The following is a 14,911-nucleotide window of genomic DNA, read 5'->3' as shown; positions in this document are numbered from 1 at the left end:
CTCCTGCTGTTACGTTTATACACTTAAATATTCTTATTTCGTAGAGCGACAATGCTACAAAGAGAACGATTTGCTTTTGAGTTATATATAGTTACCTTGTTGCCGTAATCGTTCAGCACCTTCATCTGGGTAGAATCGCTTCCGTCCAAAAGGATCCCTTTATAGCGCGAACTCACACTAGAGCTCTCAGGAATATCGAAATACTCCATAATTGCATCCCGGAAATCCTGCTGAGTAATGGTTTTCTTCGCAGAAGGATCTTTGGTAACAATTAGATGAACTCTCGTGGTCGTCAAATCTGCCACTAGCGCTGTCCAAGCATTTGCAGCCTGGTTTGCGGATACACTTTTTCTATTCGTCCACTCCCGTTTGCCAAGAGACAGTGCGATGCCACCCTGGGCCCAGGACTTCGTATTTGTGACACCGGTAATGTCAGTCGCACTTTCAGCGATAACCTCCTTGAGCGTCTTGTTTACCCCATTATAAAAGATTGCCGCATCACCGACGGTCTGGGCGGTTCCATCTCTGGGTGGATCTCCATATGTTGCACTACCAACAGGTCCGCCGTCACAGTAGGTAATGTTGAGTAGTCCACGACCAATTTCTCCAGGCTCACCTAAATTAAACCATCCACCGTTAATCCCATAATAAGTAGAATCAACAAGGCTTTTCTTTTGGTCTAGAGTAAGTAGCTGGATATTTGTAGCCGGAGTATCGTAGACATACATTGCATCAGGCAGTTTTGGGGTGTAATAGGAATTCAAGGACATATTTCATACCTCCATATTTTTTGACTCGGCCAAGTCTACTTTCATAGAGATATAAATGAGTCCCTAAAGTAAACGCTTTTTTAAGTTAAGCACCCATTCTATTTAATTTCATGTTGGAACCCATATCCTCTCTGCAATTTCTTTTTGGGAACCATCCGGTTCCATGATCCACAGGACCCCGTCCCGGTCTGTATAGAGCAGGCAGTTCCAGCCGTACATCCATTCCACGGAGGAGACATACTCCGCGAGCCTGCGGAGTTCATAGTCGTCCGCCCCGTCCGGGGACTCCGCCACCTCCCACAGAGTGCCGTCATTTTGTAGCAGGAACCGCCCCTTCAGGCTCCGGACATCCTCCAGGACGGGCGTCCCCGTGCCCTCGGCCAGCTCCGTCCCGTACCGCCAGACGGCGCCGTCCTCCTTCTGCACCAAGAAACTATTCCCCGGCCCCCAGCAGACGTTCCGCACCCCCTCCATGATCTGCCGCTGGGAAATGTCGTGCGTGCCGTCCTCCCGCTGAACCGGCTGCCACTCCCATAGGGTGTGGTCCTCCTTCACAAACAGGCCGCCGGGAACGACCTCGCAGGCGGTGGACAGCACCTGGTCCGCGATCTGCACCGGCTCCCGCCAGCTCTCCTCCCCCAAGGGATCTCCCCAGGCCCACAGGGTACCGTCCCGCTTGACCATGACAAAGGTCTCCGAATACTGGGTGATGGAGGACACCCCCTCCATCAAGGGCACAAAGTCAGGGACGTAGGAGCCGTGATAGGCCCCCGGCAACCAGCAGCCCGACTCCCCCGTTTTTCCCCAAAGGGTCCCCTGCCGGTCGATGGCATAGGTGGCCCACTGGCCAGCGTAGACCGCCGCCATGCCCGGCAGGAGCTCCGTTTCGCCGCCGTCCCGCTCCAACTTCACCAGGGTACCATCCTCCCGGATCACGAAGCAGTCCGCCAGGCCGGAGACCGGAACCTGGGCCACCGACAGCGCCCCATCCGGGGGCGGCTCCGGAGTCTCGGCCGATTCCGCCGCCAACAAGGGGGTAAGCGCCAGCCTGTTATCCGTCATCTTGACACTCACATAGTCTCCATCCTCGGTCAGCACCAGAAAGCCGTCCAGGTTGGAGGCAATCCGTGCAACCTCCAGCTCAATCCGAAGCGCCTCGGTGGCATCGTTGTTCCACAGAAAGCATGTTCCGTCCCCGCTGCGGTAGCCCCAGTCAAAAACCTCGCTGACATCGTACACATCGGGGGTGTCCGGCAGCTGGATGGGCTGTCCAGCCTGGTCAGGGACTTCGGCCAGGTACAGTTCCCCCTCCTGGGTAAGTATCTGGATCCGATTTAGGTCAGCCTCTGCCACGTCGGCCACGTTCCGGCAGAGCAGTTTGGGCTCCGTGCAGCCTCCCCATAGCCCGATTCCGTACAGCTCCCCGCCGGTGGTGACGACATAGCTGCCCAAGCGAATCAGGCGGACACCGTCCATAATGTGCTGGGGCGGGTAGTTCGTGCCATCCTCAGAAAGCTCACCATTCCCCAGCTGTCCCTGGTCGTTTTTCCCCCAGGTCCACAGGCTCCCATCTGAACAGACGGCCGCACCATTCCAGACATTGCCGCTGGCCGTCACCACATCGGAGAGCACATACTCCCACCCGTCTCTGGTGCGCGGCTCGTCGTAGCCGGAAGCCCCTGTTGTCCACAGCTCGCCGTTTTCATCCAGAACCATCTGGCCAAACCGATAGCCCCAGACCGACTGGGCCCCTTGGAATAGGGTGACGTGCTGGCTGTAGTCTGTGCCGCCGTGCAGTTCTCCCCAGGCCGCCAGATTCCCGTCCTCGATGGTGTACCAGTCCCCGCCGCTTCCGGCTATGAGGGAGAGCTCCGGGGATATCGGGAGCGAAAGGGAGGATGATTTATCCGGGGACTGCTGGGGCGCCTCTGCCGCACATCCTGACGCCAGGGACAGGAATAGTGCGCCGGCGACTGCGGCAGCTTCAAATCGCTTTGAGCTTACAAATCTTTTCATTTGAAAACGCCTCCTTGGCAGTTAGGTAATCCGATGAGCTTTGGGCCTATTTACTTTTGCGTCCTTTTCCAGTCTTTATATACCATACCAGTATAAGAAAAGCAACGAAAGGGTGCATGAAATGGAAACAGAAATGGCCTTATCATGGCTCGGCAATCTTGGCAGGAGTGTATTTGGAAGCATGGACGGCCTATTTTATACGCTGGTAGCCTTTGTGGTGATCGATTATATCACCGGCGTCTGTGTTGCCATCCACAATAAACGGCTGTCCAGCGATGTGGGTACCCATGGAATAGCCAAAAAGATCGCTATTTTTGCGCTGGTGTCCCTAAGCAACATTATTGACCGCTTTTTGCTGGGCTCCGAAGATGTCCTGCGCACTGTTACCACCGTGTTCTATATGGCCAACGAAGCAATGAGCATTATGGAAAACGTGGGAAAGGTAGGACTGCCTTTGCCGCAAAAGCTTCAGAACTTCTTGTCTCATTTTGAGAAATACAGAGACAACAAGGATGGTTCAAAGCAGGAGTAACGGCCCGGGCAGCTATCAATACGTTCAGTCGCTACAATCCTCTAGCACCTCTTGGATCAAGAAGCGGGGTCTCCCCTTAGCCTCTAAATAGATCTTGCCGATATACTCGCCAATGATCCCTAGAGAGAGCAGGATCAGGCCCCCGATGGCCCATACGGCGCAGATCACGCTAACCCAGCCAACTATTGGTATCTCCAGCAACCCAGCGGATCACAGAGTACGCCAGCATGAGGGTATTTGCCAGAAAGACCAAAAAGCCCAGGATGGTGATGTACCGGATGGGCCTGGTGGAAGGGCTGGTAATACCTTCTAGCGCGAAGGAGAGCATCTTTTTCAGGGGATACTTGTTCTTCACGGCAAAGCGTTCTCCACGCTCATATTCCACGGTTCCAGTACGGTAACCGATCATGGGTACAATACCTCGAAGGAATAGGTTCACCTCATGAAACTGAGCCAGGCCCTCCAGAGCGCGCTTGGACATTAGCCGGTAATCGGCATGGTTGAATACCGTCTCTGCCCCAAGGAAGTTCATCAACTGGTAAAATGCTTCAACAGTAACTCGTTTAACAAAAAACATTTTGGACCACGGTTTACTTAAAAGTCCCTGGGCACTCTTTATCATTTGTACGCGGAAAGAATCTGGAGCATACAGCGTGGGGAAGCTGTTTGTTTCAATATCCCAGTTGATTGCTTTTCGTAGAAAACAAAAAAGGAGAGTATTTATGGGATTGTACAATATCATTAGCCGAGTCAACTCCTCGCTCTACCTCAACATCAATGGCTATGGGGCGGGTGCTCGGAAGAAGATCAATGTATATCCGGCAACGAGTTCCAATGATCAGGTCTGGTCCATTACAAATCCAAATTCTACGGCGCAGCAAGAGGTTGCCTCCAATTCTGGTCTGACGTATAAGCTGAATGCCAACCGGAACTACGACCCTTGGAGCTACGACCATTGGATCTGCGACCTCTACACGACCAATGCTGACACCTATCTGGTATTCGAAAAGACTAGCGTAAGCAACGTGTACCGCATCCGGCTTAACGGTGCCAGCACCAAGAACTATTATCTGACTGCCGCGGGCACTTCCGGGAGCCAGGTATACTTCAAGCCGAACCTGGGGACTTCCGATAAGACTCAGCAGTGGACTCTAAAATCCGTCTCTACGGCGTCCTCCTATCCGTATACCTATTCCACCAATACAAAGAATGGGATCAAACTCCATATTGTCGAGACCCCCGCGAGCACGATCGAGCTTGTCAACGTCAAGAAGAAAGACCAGGGCATCCCTGTGCCTTACTGCGGTTGCAATGGCGGCTTCTTCAACAATAATGGTGACAAGACGGATTGTGACACCCTTAACATTGCCCTGAATAACGGGGCGGCGGTAGGCCCGGGGGCTGCTGGAACCCGCAATACCTGCGGCCATGGCAATATCGCTTATATCGGCGGCCAGATCAAGTGCATTAGCGCATCTACGCAAAGCCAGCTGATCAGCTACCTTGGCGGCAAGCCCACATGGGCCCAGGGCGGCGGAATGCTTTACCTTGGAGACGCTAACTGGGAAACTAAATGGGACTTCCCCCATGCTCCCGATGCGCTCTCCACTGGTTGGACCGCCATGGTTGCCAATACGTCTACCAAGAAAGTTTATCTCTTTGTTACCCAGGATAACAACAACAAGTACCTCCGTGATTTCCGAACCGCTATTCAGCAGCACCTCGGAATTACGGACGGAAAATCTACGAACTACGTTGGCATCATGCTGGACGGCGGTGGGTCTTCCTGTTTGAGAGTGTACACTTCTTCCGGAAGCCGGGTTGGCCCTGATACGCCTAGGCCTCTCTGCCAGATCGTCTCCATTAAATACTAAGGCCCAAAAGATGATGGTGCCCGCATATCGAGAATATGTGGGCACCATCCCTGTTGCTAGAAACCTATCCCATCCATGATCTGTGACACATCGCCTTCTCCAGCCGAATTCCACGTCCAAAGCGTTCCGTCTTGTTTGAGCACGAGCGTATATTCAGCACCAGTAACCGCATATTCCACGTCCTCTATTACGGCTTCATAAGTGCTTCCACTATCGCTGACTGTTTCTACATAAAGAGTGCCGTCTGTCTGAACCGCGACGCCGGTCATTCCGCAGGCTACATCGTGCAGACGCAGCTCTGGCTCTGTTCTCTCCCCATCTTCCGTATATGTCCAGGTTACCATATCCCCATTGGTTAAAATCGCCATGCAGTTCTGAACATATTGAACGTCTTCAAGAATTTTTTCTGGGGTCGATGATACGACCCCCCACTCCCACAAAGTATGGTCTGCCTTGATAGCATATCCGCCATTCCTGTAGCAGACCGCATACAGCACATCGTCCATAATTTTTTCCGGCGGGGTATACTCTTGAGAAACGAGCTCATATACGCCAGGGACACCATTCCTGCCCATGCCCCAGCACCACAAACTGCCGTCGCCTTTCAAGGCAAGGCAATGCCATGCGGAAGTGGACGCCATAACCACATCTTCCATGAGGCGAACTGGCTGCTGTTTGTCTTCATCCGGGCCAAGGTGCCCGAAGTAATCCATCCCTATTCCCCAAAGAGTATTCTCTTTGTCAATCATAAGCGTAACCCATTGCCCGGATGATACCGCACGGATATCTGTCATAATCTCTCGCGGTTCTGTCACTGGGATATGGAGATCAGAGCCGCCTAGTGTACCGTTCTCATTATTCCCCCATCCGATAAGAGTTCCGTCCTTTCTGATGGCAAAATAAGTTTCAGAGCCACAGGCGAGCGGAACCGCCGGGGGTGTGACGGGGGCAGGCACTTCCATGCTCGGCTCTGTTGTGCCTATGGGTATAGGCGTCTCATCTAAGGGGCTACGTGGGGTGCAGGACGAGAGCAACAGGGCGATCAGAGGACCCAGGAGCAGGAGCGTGCCCAACCTCCATTTTTGTGATGTACGCATGCTTTCCTGAAGCATATACATATCACCTCTACTACAATATAATTTCGGGTTAAGACACGGCTGCAAGCCGTGTCTTTTGTCATCTCAAAACTGAAGCTGTAGAATGGAAGAGTAAATAGCCTCGCACGTATCACCTCGGTTCAGCATACTTGTAATTGAGTCCGTCAGCCGTTTCTCTCATTTCCGCCTGATCCTAATGTTGGCTGTGCACGGGAATGGCATCCATTTCACGATAACATTTCTATTTAGTAAGACTGTATCCTTTACAAAATGCAACAGCATTTTGGTTGTTTAGGGCAACCCGCCTCGCGCCAGAGTGCAAAAGGAGCGCCTGCGCTGATATGCTCCCTCTATGAGGGGCAGTGAAATAAAACACTGTGAATCATGGAGGGAGCATATCAGCGTGAACCGCTCCTTCACTGTCTGCTTTTATCCTGTAAGAGCTGATATGCGGTTTTGCGGGCACGGGTGAGGGCCATACGCAGGCTGGCCGGCTTTATGTTCAACTCCCGGGCCATCTCCGCAGCGGGCAGGTTCAGTATGTAGTGCCCTTCCAGCAGATAGCGGGTTCGCTCATCCAGCTGCGTCCAGATATGGGCCAACTCCTCCAGGTCTTCCTTTTTGATAATCTGAAGTTCTATCGCCCCTCCATCCATATTGGGGTCTTCGTACTCCATAAATTCCTGCAGGTCTGACGCAGAATGATGCCCAGAGTCCCGCAGGTAATTGCGGGCCTGATTCTTGGAAGCCGTTATAATATAGTTCACCAGATGACCCCGGTCTTTAAGGCGAAGCTCAGGAATTTTGTCAATCAGCCGAACCAGGGTTGACTGCATCACATCTTCTGCGGCCCATTGGTCATGGACCAGCTTGAAGATTTCATGGTACATCAGTCGATGGTAATCGACAAAGAGCTGCTCCATGAAAGTGCGGTCGTCATCATCCTCAATGACTAAGATACAGTAAGGGATCATTTTGCCTCCTTATAGTTGTACTGGCCCACAACCGTACTGAAGTGCAGATCCCGCAGCAGGAGACAGAGAGCTTTCTTACGATCCGGGGATAGTGTCTGCACGAGTTGGATCATTTCGCCAGCGGTCATGTCATCCAGCAGAGGCGCAGAAAATACGTCAGCGGGGAGATTGGAGGAACTGCGGCCCAGCAAATAATCGGTAGTGACGGAAAAATAGTCCGCTATTTTTATCAGCCGTTCCGCATCGGGCAGGTGACGGCCTTTTTCATAATTGGAAATTGTACCGGGGGTGACAAAAAAGAGCTTTGCCAGATCCCTTTGGGTAAGGCCACGGTCTTGGCGGAGCTCCGCCAAAATTTCTCCGAATTGCGCCATCTCGCACCTCAAAATTTCAGTTTGTTACTTATTATATATTTTCTGAAATTTATCCTGCAAAAATGATAGATTTCTAATATAATTTGTAGTATAATTCAAAATAATATAGTTTAACTATATTTTAGTTTAATACATTGCTATTTCTCTTGGATTGCACTCAAAATGGCCCGTTGCGCAAGCAGTTTTTGGGTGTCAGCTTTATGAATAGAGATACCAAGGAAAAATGTAGGGGCGTGGAACAATCGTGCTTGCGTTACTCACAGCAGCCATAGAAAATCCCGATGACCGGGAATTCATGACACAGTTTTACTTGGAATATGAGCGGCTGATGTATGCCACTGTACGGAAACGGCTCACGGATCCGGAGGCGGCCAAGGACATTGTCCAGGAATGTGTAATCAGGCTCATTCCAAAAATCCCGTTTTTAAGGCGGCAAGAGCGTTGCATAAAAGCCAGTTATGTTGTCTCTACAGTTAGAAACACCACCATCAACTATATGCGGAAACAGGGGCGCACAGATGGCAGGTGCTGTAGCCTGGAGGAACAGGAGGAGCAGGATATGGCCATTCCGGAGCCCTCGCTGGATGAGCGAATTATGCTTGCGGAGCAAAAAGAACGCCTGATGCAGATATGGAGTAGTCTGCCCGAAGAAGATCGGCTGCTATTGGAGGGAAAGTACATTTTGGGCTATACGGATGCCGAGCTGGCCGACATGCTGGGGTGCAAGAAGAGCAGCGTCCGCATGAAGCTGACTAGAGCCCGGCGGCGGGCATTCCAGCTTATGACAGAGGAAGAAGGTGACAAAGTATGACCAGGCGTGAAGAATTGCAGGAGGCCTATGAGGACGCCATGTTCGCCCTCCTGATGGACTACGTGGCGGAATCTGAAGGGGAAAAAGCTCTGGAGGAGAACCGTGTACTTCAAGAGGATCCAGACGCGGAGTTTCCCCAGGAGGTACGCCGGGCGTGTCTGAAAGAGATCCACCGCGCTTTTCGGAAAAAGTCTGCCCGATCTGTGGGGCGGATCACGGTAAGGGTGATCAACAAGGTCGCCCTTGTTGCGCTGTTGGGTACACTGCTTTTCTCGACTGCCTTCGCTATATACCCAGAGTTTCGGGTTGGCACCCTCAATATGCTAATTGATACGGTAAATGAAGGTGTGAGCTTTCGGATTTCTACACAGCCTGTTTCAGAACGGGCTGGCCTGGAGGATCTCTATCCTAACCTTATACCGGATGGCTATGAACTGATAGATGAAGGCGCTTTCGCGGGTACGTATTGGGTGGATTACCAAAACAGCCCGGGCGATCGCTTGGAGATTGAGCTGTCTCCAAGTGGACACTTTGATACAGAGGGCGCGGAGCTGGAACCAACACAAATTCAAGGACTTCCTGCGTATATCATTGACCAGCTCAGCCTAGAGGGAGATAACCATGGTATTATTAAGGTGATTGTTCTCAATGAGGCGGAGGGATATATACTCAGTGTGATTTCGATTCCGCACTCAACCACGGCTCCGCCCCCCATCAGCCGTAATGGCATTGTCCACATCACAGAGAGTATTTTTGAATAATCTCTGTTGCACGTCAAATGAACTGGTGTCTCCTATAATGGGTATGGCCCACATCAAAATACAGGAGGCATACAAACATGGGAAAGAAATATCTTGGCAAGACAATGCTTCTGATTGCATTATCTGCCGCTTTACTCGGAGGAACTTTACCGGCGCAGGCCGTAGAAATACTCCCGAATGAACCTGTCATGGTTCAACCTCGCGAGATTGGCATTGCAAAAATGGATTGCCGGCTTGAGATTTCTTCCAACGGAAACGCAAGCTGTTTGGGTGATGTCTCTATGAAGGCGGGCTATGACTCGGAAATTACCCTTGCCCTTCAGAAGAGCACAAACGGGAGAAACTGGTCCAATGTTGCCAGTTGGACGGGCAGCGGCAGTGATACACTGACAAAAAGCCGCTTTGTTACTTCCGGCTATGACTATCGATGTAAGTTGACTGTCAAGGTCTATAACTCCGCAGGGAAATATGTGACCACCTATACCCAATATTCTGATACTATTTCCTACTGATTATATACATAGAGAGGCGGGCACCCAATTAGGGTGCCCGCCTTCTCCTTCGGCATTGGAAATGCTGGCGCGGTCGGAAAAAGAGCTGATTCTGGCAATTTACTTCGACGGACTAACAGAGCGTCAACTTGCAAGTCAGACTGGGCTGCACTACATGACCGTACACAGCCGAAAAATCCGCATCCTGCAAAAACTAAAAAATTTGCTGAAAAAGTAAAAAAGTTTCGTGCGACCCCCTCACTCAGTGCCTATATAGAGTGAGGGGGTTCTTCAAAGCCCCGGCCTGTCCTTTGAGAACTTCATATCCGGCAGCGGGATACGTCCGCTGACGAGAGGCTCTCCAGGAGGAGGGCTGAAGCGACGCTGGAGGATGCGCCAAGACCACCTGTACAGATGCGATTATCTGTATTAAAGACGGCCAAGAAAGGTGCAGAGCGGTGCCCATCCGTCCACAAAGCAGCCTGTGGCGGGCTGTTTCGCATTGCGGCTGGCTTATCCGGCCCGACCCTCGTCAGCAATCTGATAATGATACTCCTGTCCAGCCACAGCCCCGGGTAAAACCGGGATCAAGCAATGGGGGCAGCTCGGAGAGATCCTCGGAGGGATGAGATTCCCGTGATGTGTGCCAACACAGTCCGTCTGCTGCCGCCCAGGGCCCGGGAAGTAGTGTCGAATAGGGCCAACCAGCGAAATGTATTTTTGAGAGAATTAGCGGGGGCCGTTCTGCGGCCATACGCCTCATAACGGCCCCCATTTGAAAATGGAGATATGAAATGAACCACAACATTAACTATATCGGGATGGTGAACCTCCTTCATCACCTCCAGAATGTCGGCCTTGTTAGTCGGAAGGAGGCCGGGAGGACCGCGGCCCGGCTCCGTGTAGAGACCGGGGCGGACGTCATATTTTCTCCCTGATTTTTGTTGCGTTTGGATATGGATATTTTGCGGAAGTGCTGGTATTGTGTGTTGCTGACAGGAGATATAGAGAGGCGATTTCGTGGACGAACAGAAGAAAACTAGTGGTTCCCTGGCATTGAACAGCACGCCCCGGGTGATCACCATCGCGCCCAGCACCCCAGTCAGGGATCGAAAGCTGCGGGTGGCGGCCTACGCCCGGGTGAGCTCCAGCTCGGAGGATCAGCTCAACTCCTTTGCCGCTCAGAACGCCCACTATACAGAGCTCATCACAGCCAACCCGGAGTGGGAGTTCGTGGACGTGTACGCGGACAAGGGCATCACTGGCACCTCAGCGGAGAAGCGTGACGACTTCCAACGGCTCCTGGCGGGCTGCCGGCGGGGCCGGGTGGATAAGATCCTGGTGAAATCCTCCTCCCGATTTGCCAGGAACGCCAAGGAGTGCCTGAAGGCCATCCGGGAGCTGAAGGCCCTGGGGGTAGGGGTACGGCTTCGAGGAACAGGGTATCGACACCTCTGAACTGGCCGGCGAGCTTCTCACCGCCATCTTTGCCATGATGGACCAGAAGGAGAGCGAGAACATCTCGGACAACCTCCGGTGGAGTATCGATATGCGGATGCGCACGGGGAAATACAATGCCTGCTTCGCCCCGTTTGGATACCAACTTGTGGGCGGAAAACTGGAGCTGATCCTTGAGCAGGCGCCGATTATCCGGTATATCTATGACGCCTACCTGGCAGGCAAGACGGCGGAGGACATCGCAGCGACGCTGAATCTGTTCTCTGATGACCGCCCTTGGAAGCCACAGCGGATCGACTACATCCTCACCAATGAGCGGTACAGCGGCAATGCCCTTCTGCGGAAGCGATACACGACGGATACTATACCCCGCAAAGTGAAGCGCAACCGTGGAGAGAGGCCCATGTGTTTTGTGGCAGGAATCAATGAAGCAGTGGTTTCGCAAGAGATATTCGATAAGGCGCAGGAACTGCGCAAAAAACGATGGGAAAACCGCCTTGTCGACCCTGACATTTTTATATCCCGCCAAAACGAGCTGGCGGAACAGCTCCGCGCCGCAAAGCTGGAGAAGGAACGGTTCCTGAAGGCCGAGGAGGATCAGACGATCCAACAGACTCAGGAGCTGATTGAAACCCTGGAGGCTGGGCCGGACTTCCTGGACGCCTTCGATGGGGAGCTGTTCCGCGAGCTCGTGGACAAGATTATCGTGGAGAGCAATGACCGTCTACGGTTCCGGCTGGTCAATGGCCTGGAGCTGACAGAGCCCATAGAACGGACGGTGCGGTGATGGGGAGCAACCGGAAACGGCCCTTCGGCTACAAAATGGAGTTCGGGGAGATCGTGCTCCACCCGGCAGAGGCGGAGACGGTGCGCTGGATCTACGACAGCTACCTGGCCGGGGCCAGCTACAACGCTCTGGTGGACAAGCTCCGGGAGCGGGGGATTTCCTATGACGGGGACAAGCCCTGGAACAAGAATATGGCGGCCCGCATCCTGGCAGACCGCTGGTACACCGGCGAGGGTGGATTCCCGTCCATCATCCCGGAGGGGCAGTTCCACATGGTGCAGGTACGGCGGCAGGAGCGGACAATGCCCTGCCAAAAGAGCCCAGCCCAGAAGGAACTGCGGAAGCTGTGCGGCGGCAGCCCGCCGGCCTGGGTGGAACGGCAGGTGCTGGGCCTCCTGAACCGCCTGATCCAGTGTCCAGAGCGTATCACCTGCTCCGTGTTGGAGGATAAGCCACCACCAGAGGTGACGAAGCTGCGCCGGGGGCTGGACGAGCTCCTGCACCGCCCGCCAGTAGACGAGGTTCAGGCCAGAGAACTGGCCTTCCAGCTGGCAACCCTCCAGTTAAATGCCATCGGGCCGGAAGAGTATGAAACCCTCCGCCTTCGGAGGCTGTTTCAGGGATGGGCACCCATGGCAGAACTGGAGCAGGAATTGCTCCATGAGAGCGTCCGCCGCATCGCCGTCAGCAACGGGACAGTCACCGTCCTGCTAAAAAATAACCAGACCTTGGAAGGAGGAAATTACACATGAACGATACCGTGCCCAATGTCATCGTCATCCCAGCCAAAGTGGAAACACCCCAGGAACAGGATAAAAAGCGCCACCTGCGGGTGGCCGCCTACTGCCGGGTGTCTACGGACAGCGAGGAGCAGCTCTCCAGCTATGAAAACCAGCTCTCTTACTACACGGAGAAAATCATGAAGGAACCGGGCTAGACCATGGCCGGGGTATTCGCAGACGAGGGCATCACCGGCACCTCCACCTGCAAGCGGAAGGCGTTCCTGCGGATGATCCGCCAGTACAGGCAGGGGAAGATCGACATGATCCTGGCTAAATCCGTCTCCCGCTTCGCCCGCAACACCGTGGACACCCTCAACTTCACCCGGGAGCTGCGGAGCCTGGGTATCCCAGTGGTCTTCGAGGAGCAGAACATCAACTCCATCTACCCGGAGAGCGAGTTTCTGATCACCCTGCACGGGGCTTTCGCCCAGGCCGAGAGCGAGAGCACCAGTAGCCGGGCGCGCTGGGGCAAGCGTCAGGCCATGAAATCCGGCCATGTCGCCATGCAGTACAAGCAGCTGCTGGGCTATGAGAAGGGCCCCGACGGCAAGCCAAGGATCGTGCCGGAGCAGGCGGAGACCGTCCGCTTCATCTATGACCGCTATCTGGCCGGGGACAGCATCCGGGAGATCAAGGCGGCCCTGGAGGGCCAGGGAATTCCCACGGTCTCCGGAAAAGCAGAGTGGATGGCATCCCATATCAGGAGCATCCTGACCAACGAGAAATACTGCGGGGACGTCCTGCTCCAGAAGAACTTCATCCAGGACTGCATCAGCAAGAAGGTGATCCCCAATACCGGACAGCTCCCCAAATACCTGATTCAAAACCACCATGAGGGTATCGTCAGTCGGGAGACCTTCGACGCTGTCCAGCTGGAGATGGCTCGGCGGAACGCCAAGGCGGGCGACACGCGAAAGAGCACCCCCACCGGCCGGGGCAAGTACAGCGGCAAGCATGTCCTCAGCAAACTGCTGTTCTGCGGGGAGTGCGGGACGGCCTACCGGCGGTGCGTGTGGACTCAGCGCGGAGTCAAGCGCCCCGTATGGCGGTGCGTCAGCCGCCTGGACTATGGGAAGAAGTTCTGTACCCAATCCCCCACCCTGGACGAGGAACCGCTCCAGCAGGCCATCCTGGCCGCCGTCAATGCCGTCATGCTGGACCGCGATACCCTGGCCCGGCAGCTTACCGCCGTCATGGAGTGGGAGCTGGCCCCGATGCTGGGTGAGAGTATGAGCCTGGCGGACATCGACCGGGCCCTGGAGGAACTGAGCAGCCAGTTCAACAGCCTGCTGGCCGAGGCGTCAGCCAACCCAGCAGAGGACTACACGGAGCGGTTCCGGGAGCTGTCCGAGTCCACCACCCGTCTCAAAGAACGGAAGGCACAGCTGGAGGGGGCCTGCCAGGAACAGGGTCGGCTCCAGAACCGCCTGCGGGCGGTCTCGGCCGCCATGGAGCATATGACAGCGGCACTGACAGAGTGGGATGAGGAGGTCATCCACCAGCTGCTGGAGAAGGTGACGGTACTCTCCCAGGAGAAGATCCGGGTGACCTTCCGGGATGGCCGGGAGATCGAGCAGTATGTGGCACAGCCAAAAAGGAGGAAGCTTGCATGAAGATCTTCGCTACAGGCGATACCCACTGGAATTTTGAGCGGTTTCGCCCGGAATACTTCCCGGAGGGCCAAGAGCTCACCAAGAAAGATGTGGTACTCCAGCTGGGAGACTTCGGCGGCGTGTGGTTCGGGGATAAACGGGATGACGAGGCCCTGGACACCCTGCTGCAAACCGAACTGCCGGAGGCGGAATTGTACCTTGAGATTGGCAGGGCCATCTGTGCTCGCCCGGAGAAGGGCGCGGCGGTAATGGCCGCTGAGTATCTCCAGGCCAACTACCCCGAGTGCGGGGGCTTCTCCCCCAGAAACCTGCGCCGGATGAGGGAGTTCTACCGAGCCTACGCAGATAGCCGGGGACTGCGGGCGCTGGCCCTAAAGCTGGGCTGGACGCAGAATGTGGCCATTCTGGAGGGCTGTGAAGGCAGCCAGGAACGCACATGGTATCTCCGGGCCGCTCTGGAGCACCGCTGGACCAAGTCCGAGCTGCTGGAACAGATCCAGGCTGGGGCATGGCTGCAATCCACACTCGACGAACAGACGGATTCCTGCTATACTGAAGAAAATACAGAGAG

Annotated in this window: 14 protein-coding genes and 4 pseudogenes; 11 read left to right on the top strand and 7 right to left on the bottom strand. The window is 54.3% G+C overall.

From position 1 onward, the window contains the following. Positions 1-23: 23 nt before the first annotated feature. Positions 24-770, bottom strand: coding sequence for a hypothetical protein (locus ACESY8_RS03585; RefSeq protein ID WP_054338475.1), 747 nt, complete (start codon positions 768-770; stop codon positions 24-26). Positions 771-878: 108 nt separating this feature from the next. After that, positions 879-2,786: an RCC1 domain-containing protein gene (locus ACESY8_RS03580; protein WP_434307973.1), complete on the bottom strand. Its 1,908-nt coding sequence runs from the start codon at positions 2,784-2,786 to the stop codon at positions 879-881. Between the two features lie 121 nt (positions 2,787-2,907). Here ACESY8_RS03580 and ACESY8_RS03575 point away from each other — a divergent pair, with 121 nt between their 5' ends. After that, the gene (locus ACESY8_RS03575; RefSeq protein WP_054338479.1) at positions 2,908-3,318 is read left to right on the top strand and encodes a phage holin family protein; all 411 of its coding nucleotides are present in this window, start codon (positions 2,908-2,910) and stop codon (positions 3,316-3,318) included. Positions 3,319-3,342: 24 nt separating this feature from the next. On the opposite strand, the pseudogene ACESY8_RS03570 reads toward ACESY8_RS03575, so the two are convergent. Beyond that, positions 3,343-3,889 (bottom strand): annotated as a pseudogene (locus ACESY8_RS03570) (glycosyltransferase); the annotation flags it as partial. 82 nt (positions 3,890-3,971) lie between these two features. On the opposite strand from ACESY8_RS03570, the gene ACESY8_RS03565 reads away from it, so the two are divergent. Beyond that, positions 3,972-5,192 (top strand): ricin-type beta-trefoil lectin domain protein, encoded by a 1,221-nt coding sequence (locus tag ACESY8_RS03565; RefSeq protein ID WP_165924373.1) that lies wholly within the window; start codon positions 3,972-3,974, stop codon positions 5,190-5,192. A 56-nt stretch (positions 5,193-5,248) separates the two neighbouring features. Here ACESY8_RS03565 and ACESY8_RS03560 read toward each other — a convergent pair whose 3' ends face one another. From ACESY8_RS03560 to ACESY8_RS03545, 4 genes and pseudogenes are all read right to left on the bottom strand, one after another. Continuing rightward, positions 5,249-5,941, bottom strand: coding sequence for an RCC1 domain-containing protein (locus tag ACESY8_RS03560; protein WP_225123334.1), 693 nt, complete (start codon positions 5,939-5,941; stop codon positions 5,249-5,251). Between the two features lie 105 nt (positions 5,942-6,046). Further along, positions 6,047-6,154 (bottom strand): annotated as a pseudogene (locus tag ACESY8_RS03555) (RCC1-like domain-containing protein); the annotation flags it as partial. Between the two features lie 551 nt (positions 6,155-6,705). Further along, entirely contained in the window at positions 6,706-7,263 is a 558-nt protein-coding gene (locus ACESY8_RS03550) for an RNA polymerase sigma factor (protein WP_054338481.1), read from the bottom strand. Next, positions 7,260-7,637, bottom strand: coding sequence for a helix-turn-helix domain-containing protein (locus ACESY8_RS03545; RefSeq protein ID WP_021631591.1), 378 nt, complete (start codon positions 7,635-7,637; stop codon positions 7,260-7,262). The genes ACESY8_RS03550 and ACESY8_RS03545 overlap by 4 nt, the downstream gene beginning before the upstream one ends. A gap of 295 nt (positions 7,638-7,932) precedes the next feature. On the opposite strand from ACESY8_RS03545, the gene ACESY8_RS03540 reads away from it, so the two are divergent. The 9 genes and pseudogenes from ACESY8_RS03540 to ACESY8_RS03500 all read left to right on the top strand — a co-directional run. Beyond that, the gene (locus ACESY8_RS03540) at positions 7,933-8,448 is read left to right on the top strand and encodes an RNA polymerase sigma factor (protein WP_131971891.1); all 516 of its coding nucleotides are present in this window, start codon (positions 7,933-7,935) and stop codon (positions 8,446-8,448) included. Beyond that, complete coding sequence (locus tag ACESY8_RS03535) at positions 8,445-9,209, top strand: hypothetical protein (RefSeq protein WP_498794621.1); 765 nt, start codon at positions 8,445-8,447, stop codon at positions 9,207-9,209. Before ACESY8_RS03540 ends, ACESY8_RS03535 begins: the two co-directional genes overlap by 4 nt. A gap of 77 nt (positions 9,210-9,286) precedes the next feature. Further along, a complete protein-coding gene (locus ACESY8_RS03530; protein WP_054338483.1) occupies positions 9,287-9,721 on the top strand; it encodes a hypothetical protein in 435 nt (144 codons plus the stop codon). A 61-nt stretch (positions 9,722-9,782) separates the two neighbouring features. Further along, the gene (locus tag ACESY8_RS03525) at positions 9,783-9,938 is read left to right on the top strand and encodes a sigma factor-like helix-turn-helix DNA-binding protein (RefSeq protein WP_081032331.1); all 156 of its coding nucleotides are present in this window, start codon (positions 9,783-9,785) and stop codon (positions 9,936-9,938) included. A 782-nt stretch (positions 9,939-10,720) separates the two neighbouring features. Further along, positions 10,721-11,945: pseudogene (locus ACESY8_RS03520) on the top strand (recombinase family protein). Further along, positions 11,945-12,697: a recombinase family protein gene (locus ACESY8_RS03515; RefSeq protein WP_054338484.1), complete on the top strand. Its 753-nt coding sequence runs from the start codon at positions 11,945-11,947 to the stop codon at positions 12,695-12,697. The pseudogene ACESY8_RS03520 and the gene ACESY8_RS03515 overlap by 1 nt, the downstream one beginning before the upstream one ends. Then, complete coding sequence (locus tag ACESY8_RS03510; RefSeq protein WP_009256639.1) at positions 12,694-12,882, top strand: hypothetical protein; 189 nt, start codon at positions 12,694-12,696, stop codon at positions 12,880-12,882. The genes ACESY8_RS03515 and ACESY8_RS03510 overlap by 4 nt, the downstream gene beginning before the upstream one ends. A gap of 3 nt (positions 12,883-12,885) precedes the next feature. Then, complete coding sequence (locus ACESY8_RS03505) at positions 12,886-14,340, top strand: recombinase family protein (RefSeq protein ID WP_230982646.1); 1,455 nt, start codon at positions 12,886-12,888, stop codon at positions 14,338-14,340. Next, positions 14,337-14,837: pseudogene (locus tag ACESY8_RS03500) on the top strand (DUF1016 N-terminal domain-containing protein); the annotation flags it as partial. The gene ACESY8_RS03505 and the pseudogene ACESY8_RS03500, both read left to right, overlap by 4 nt. Positions 14,838-14,911: the final 74 nt, after the last annotated feature.

The sequence above is a fragment of the Clostridium sp. ATCC BAA-442 genome (assembly GCF_964239415.1).
Taxonomy (GTDB): Bacteria; Bacillota; Clostridia; order Oscillospirales; family Oscillospiraceae; genus Flavonifractor; species Flavonifractor plautii.
Note: the sequence above shows the minus strand (reverse complement) of the source record. Positions and strands in the feature narration are given on the sequence as shown.

Bases quoted from the DNA above. Each gene is read 5' to 3' on its own strand.
- ACESY8_RS03510 (WP_009256639.1), top strand. From the start codon at position 12,694: ATGAACGATACCGTGCCCAATGTCATCGTCATCCCAGCCAAAGTGGAA.
- ACESY8_RS03575 (WP_054338479.1), top strand. From the start codon at position 2,908: ATGGAAACAGAAATGGCCTTATCATGGCTCGGCAATCTTGGCAGGAGT.
- ACESY8_RS03560 (WP_225123334.1), bottom strand. From the start codon at position 5,941: ATGATTGACAAAGAGAATACTCTTTGGGGAATAGGGATGGATTACTTC.
- ACESY8_RS03540 (WP_131971891.1), top strand. From the start codon at position 7,933: ATGACACAGTTTTACTTGGAATATGAGCGGCTGATGTATGCCACTGTA.
- ACESY8_RS03515 (WP_054338484.1), top strand. From the start codon at position 11,945: ATGGGGAGCAACCGGAAACGGCCCTTCGGCTACAAAATGGAGTTCGGG.
- ACESY8_RS03580 (WP_434307973.1), bottom strand. From the start codon at position 2,786: ATGAAAAGATTTGTAAGCTCAAAGCGATTTGAAGCTGCCGCAGTCGCC.
- ACESY8_RS03550 (WP_054338481.1), bottom strand. From the start codon at position 7,263: ATGATCCCTTACTGTATCTTAGTCATTGAGGATGATGACGACCGCACT.
- ACESY8_RS03585 (WP_054338475.1), bottom strand. From the start codon at position 770: ATGTCCTTGAATTCCTATTACACCCCAAAACTGCCTGATGCAATGTAT.
- ACESY8_RS03535 (WP_498794621.1), top strand. From the start codon at position 8,445: ATGACCAGGCGTGAAGAATTGCAGGAGGCCTATGAGGACGCCATGTTC.
- ACESY8_RS03530 (WP_054338483.1), top strand. From the start codon at position 9,287: ATGGGAAAGAAATATCTTGGCAAGACAATGCTTCTGATTGCATTATCT.
- ACESY8_RS03505 (WP_230982646.1), top strand. From the start codon at position 12,886: ATGGCCGGGGTATTCGCAGACGAGGGCATCACCGGCACCTCCACCTGC.
- ACESY8_RS03525 (WP_081032331.1), top strand. From the start codon at position 9,783: ATGCTGGCGCGGTCGGAAAAAGAGCTGATTCTGGCAATTTACTTCGAC.
- ACESY8_RS03545 (WP_021631591.1), bottom strand. From the start codon at position 7,637: ATGGCGCAATTCGGAGAAATTTTGGCGGAGCTCCGCCAAGACCGTGGC.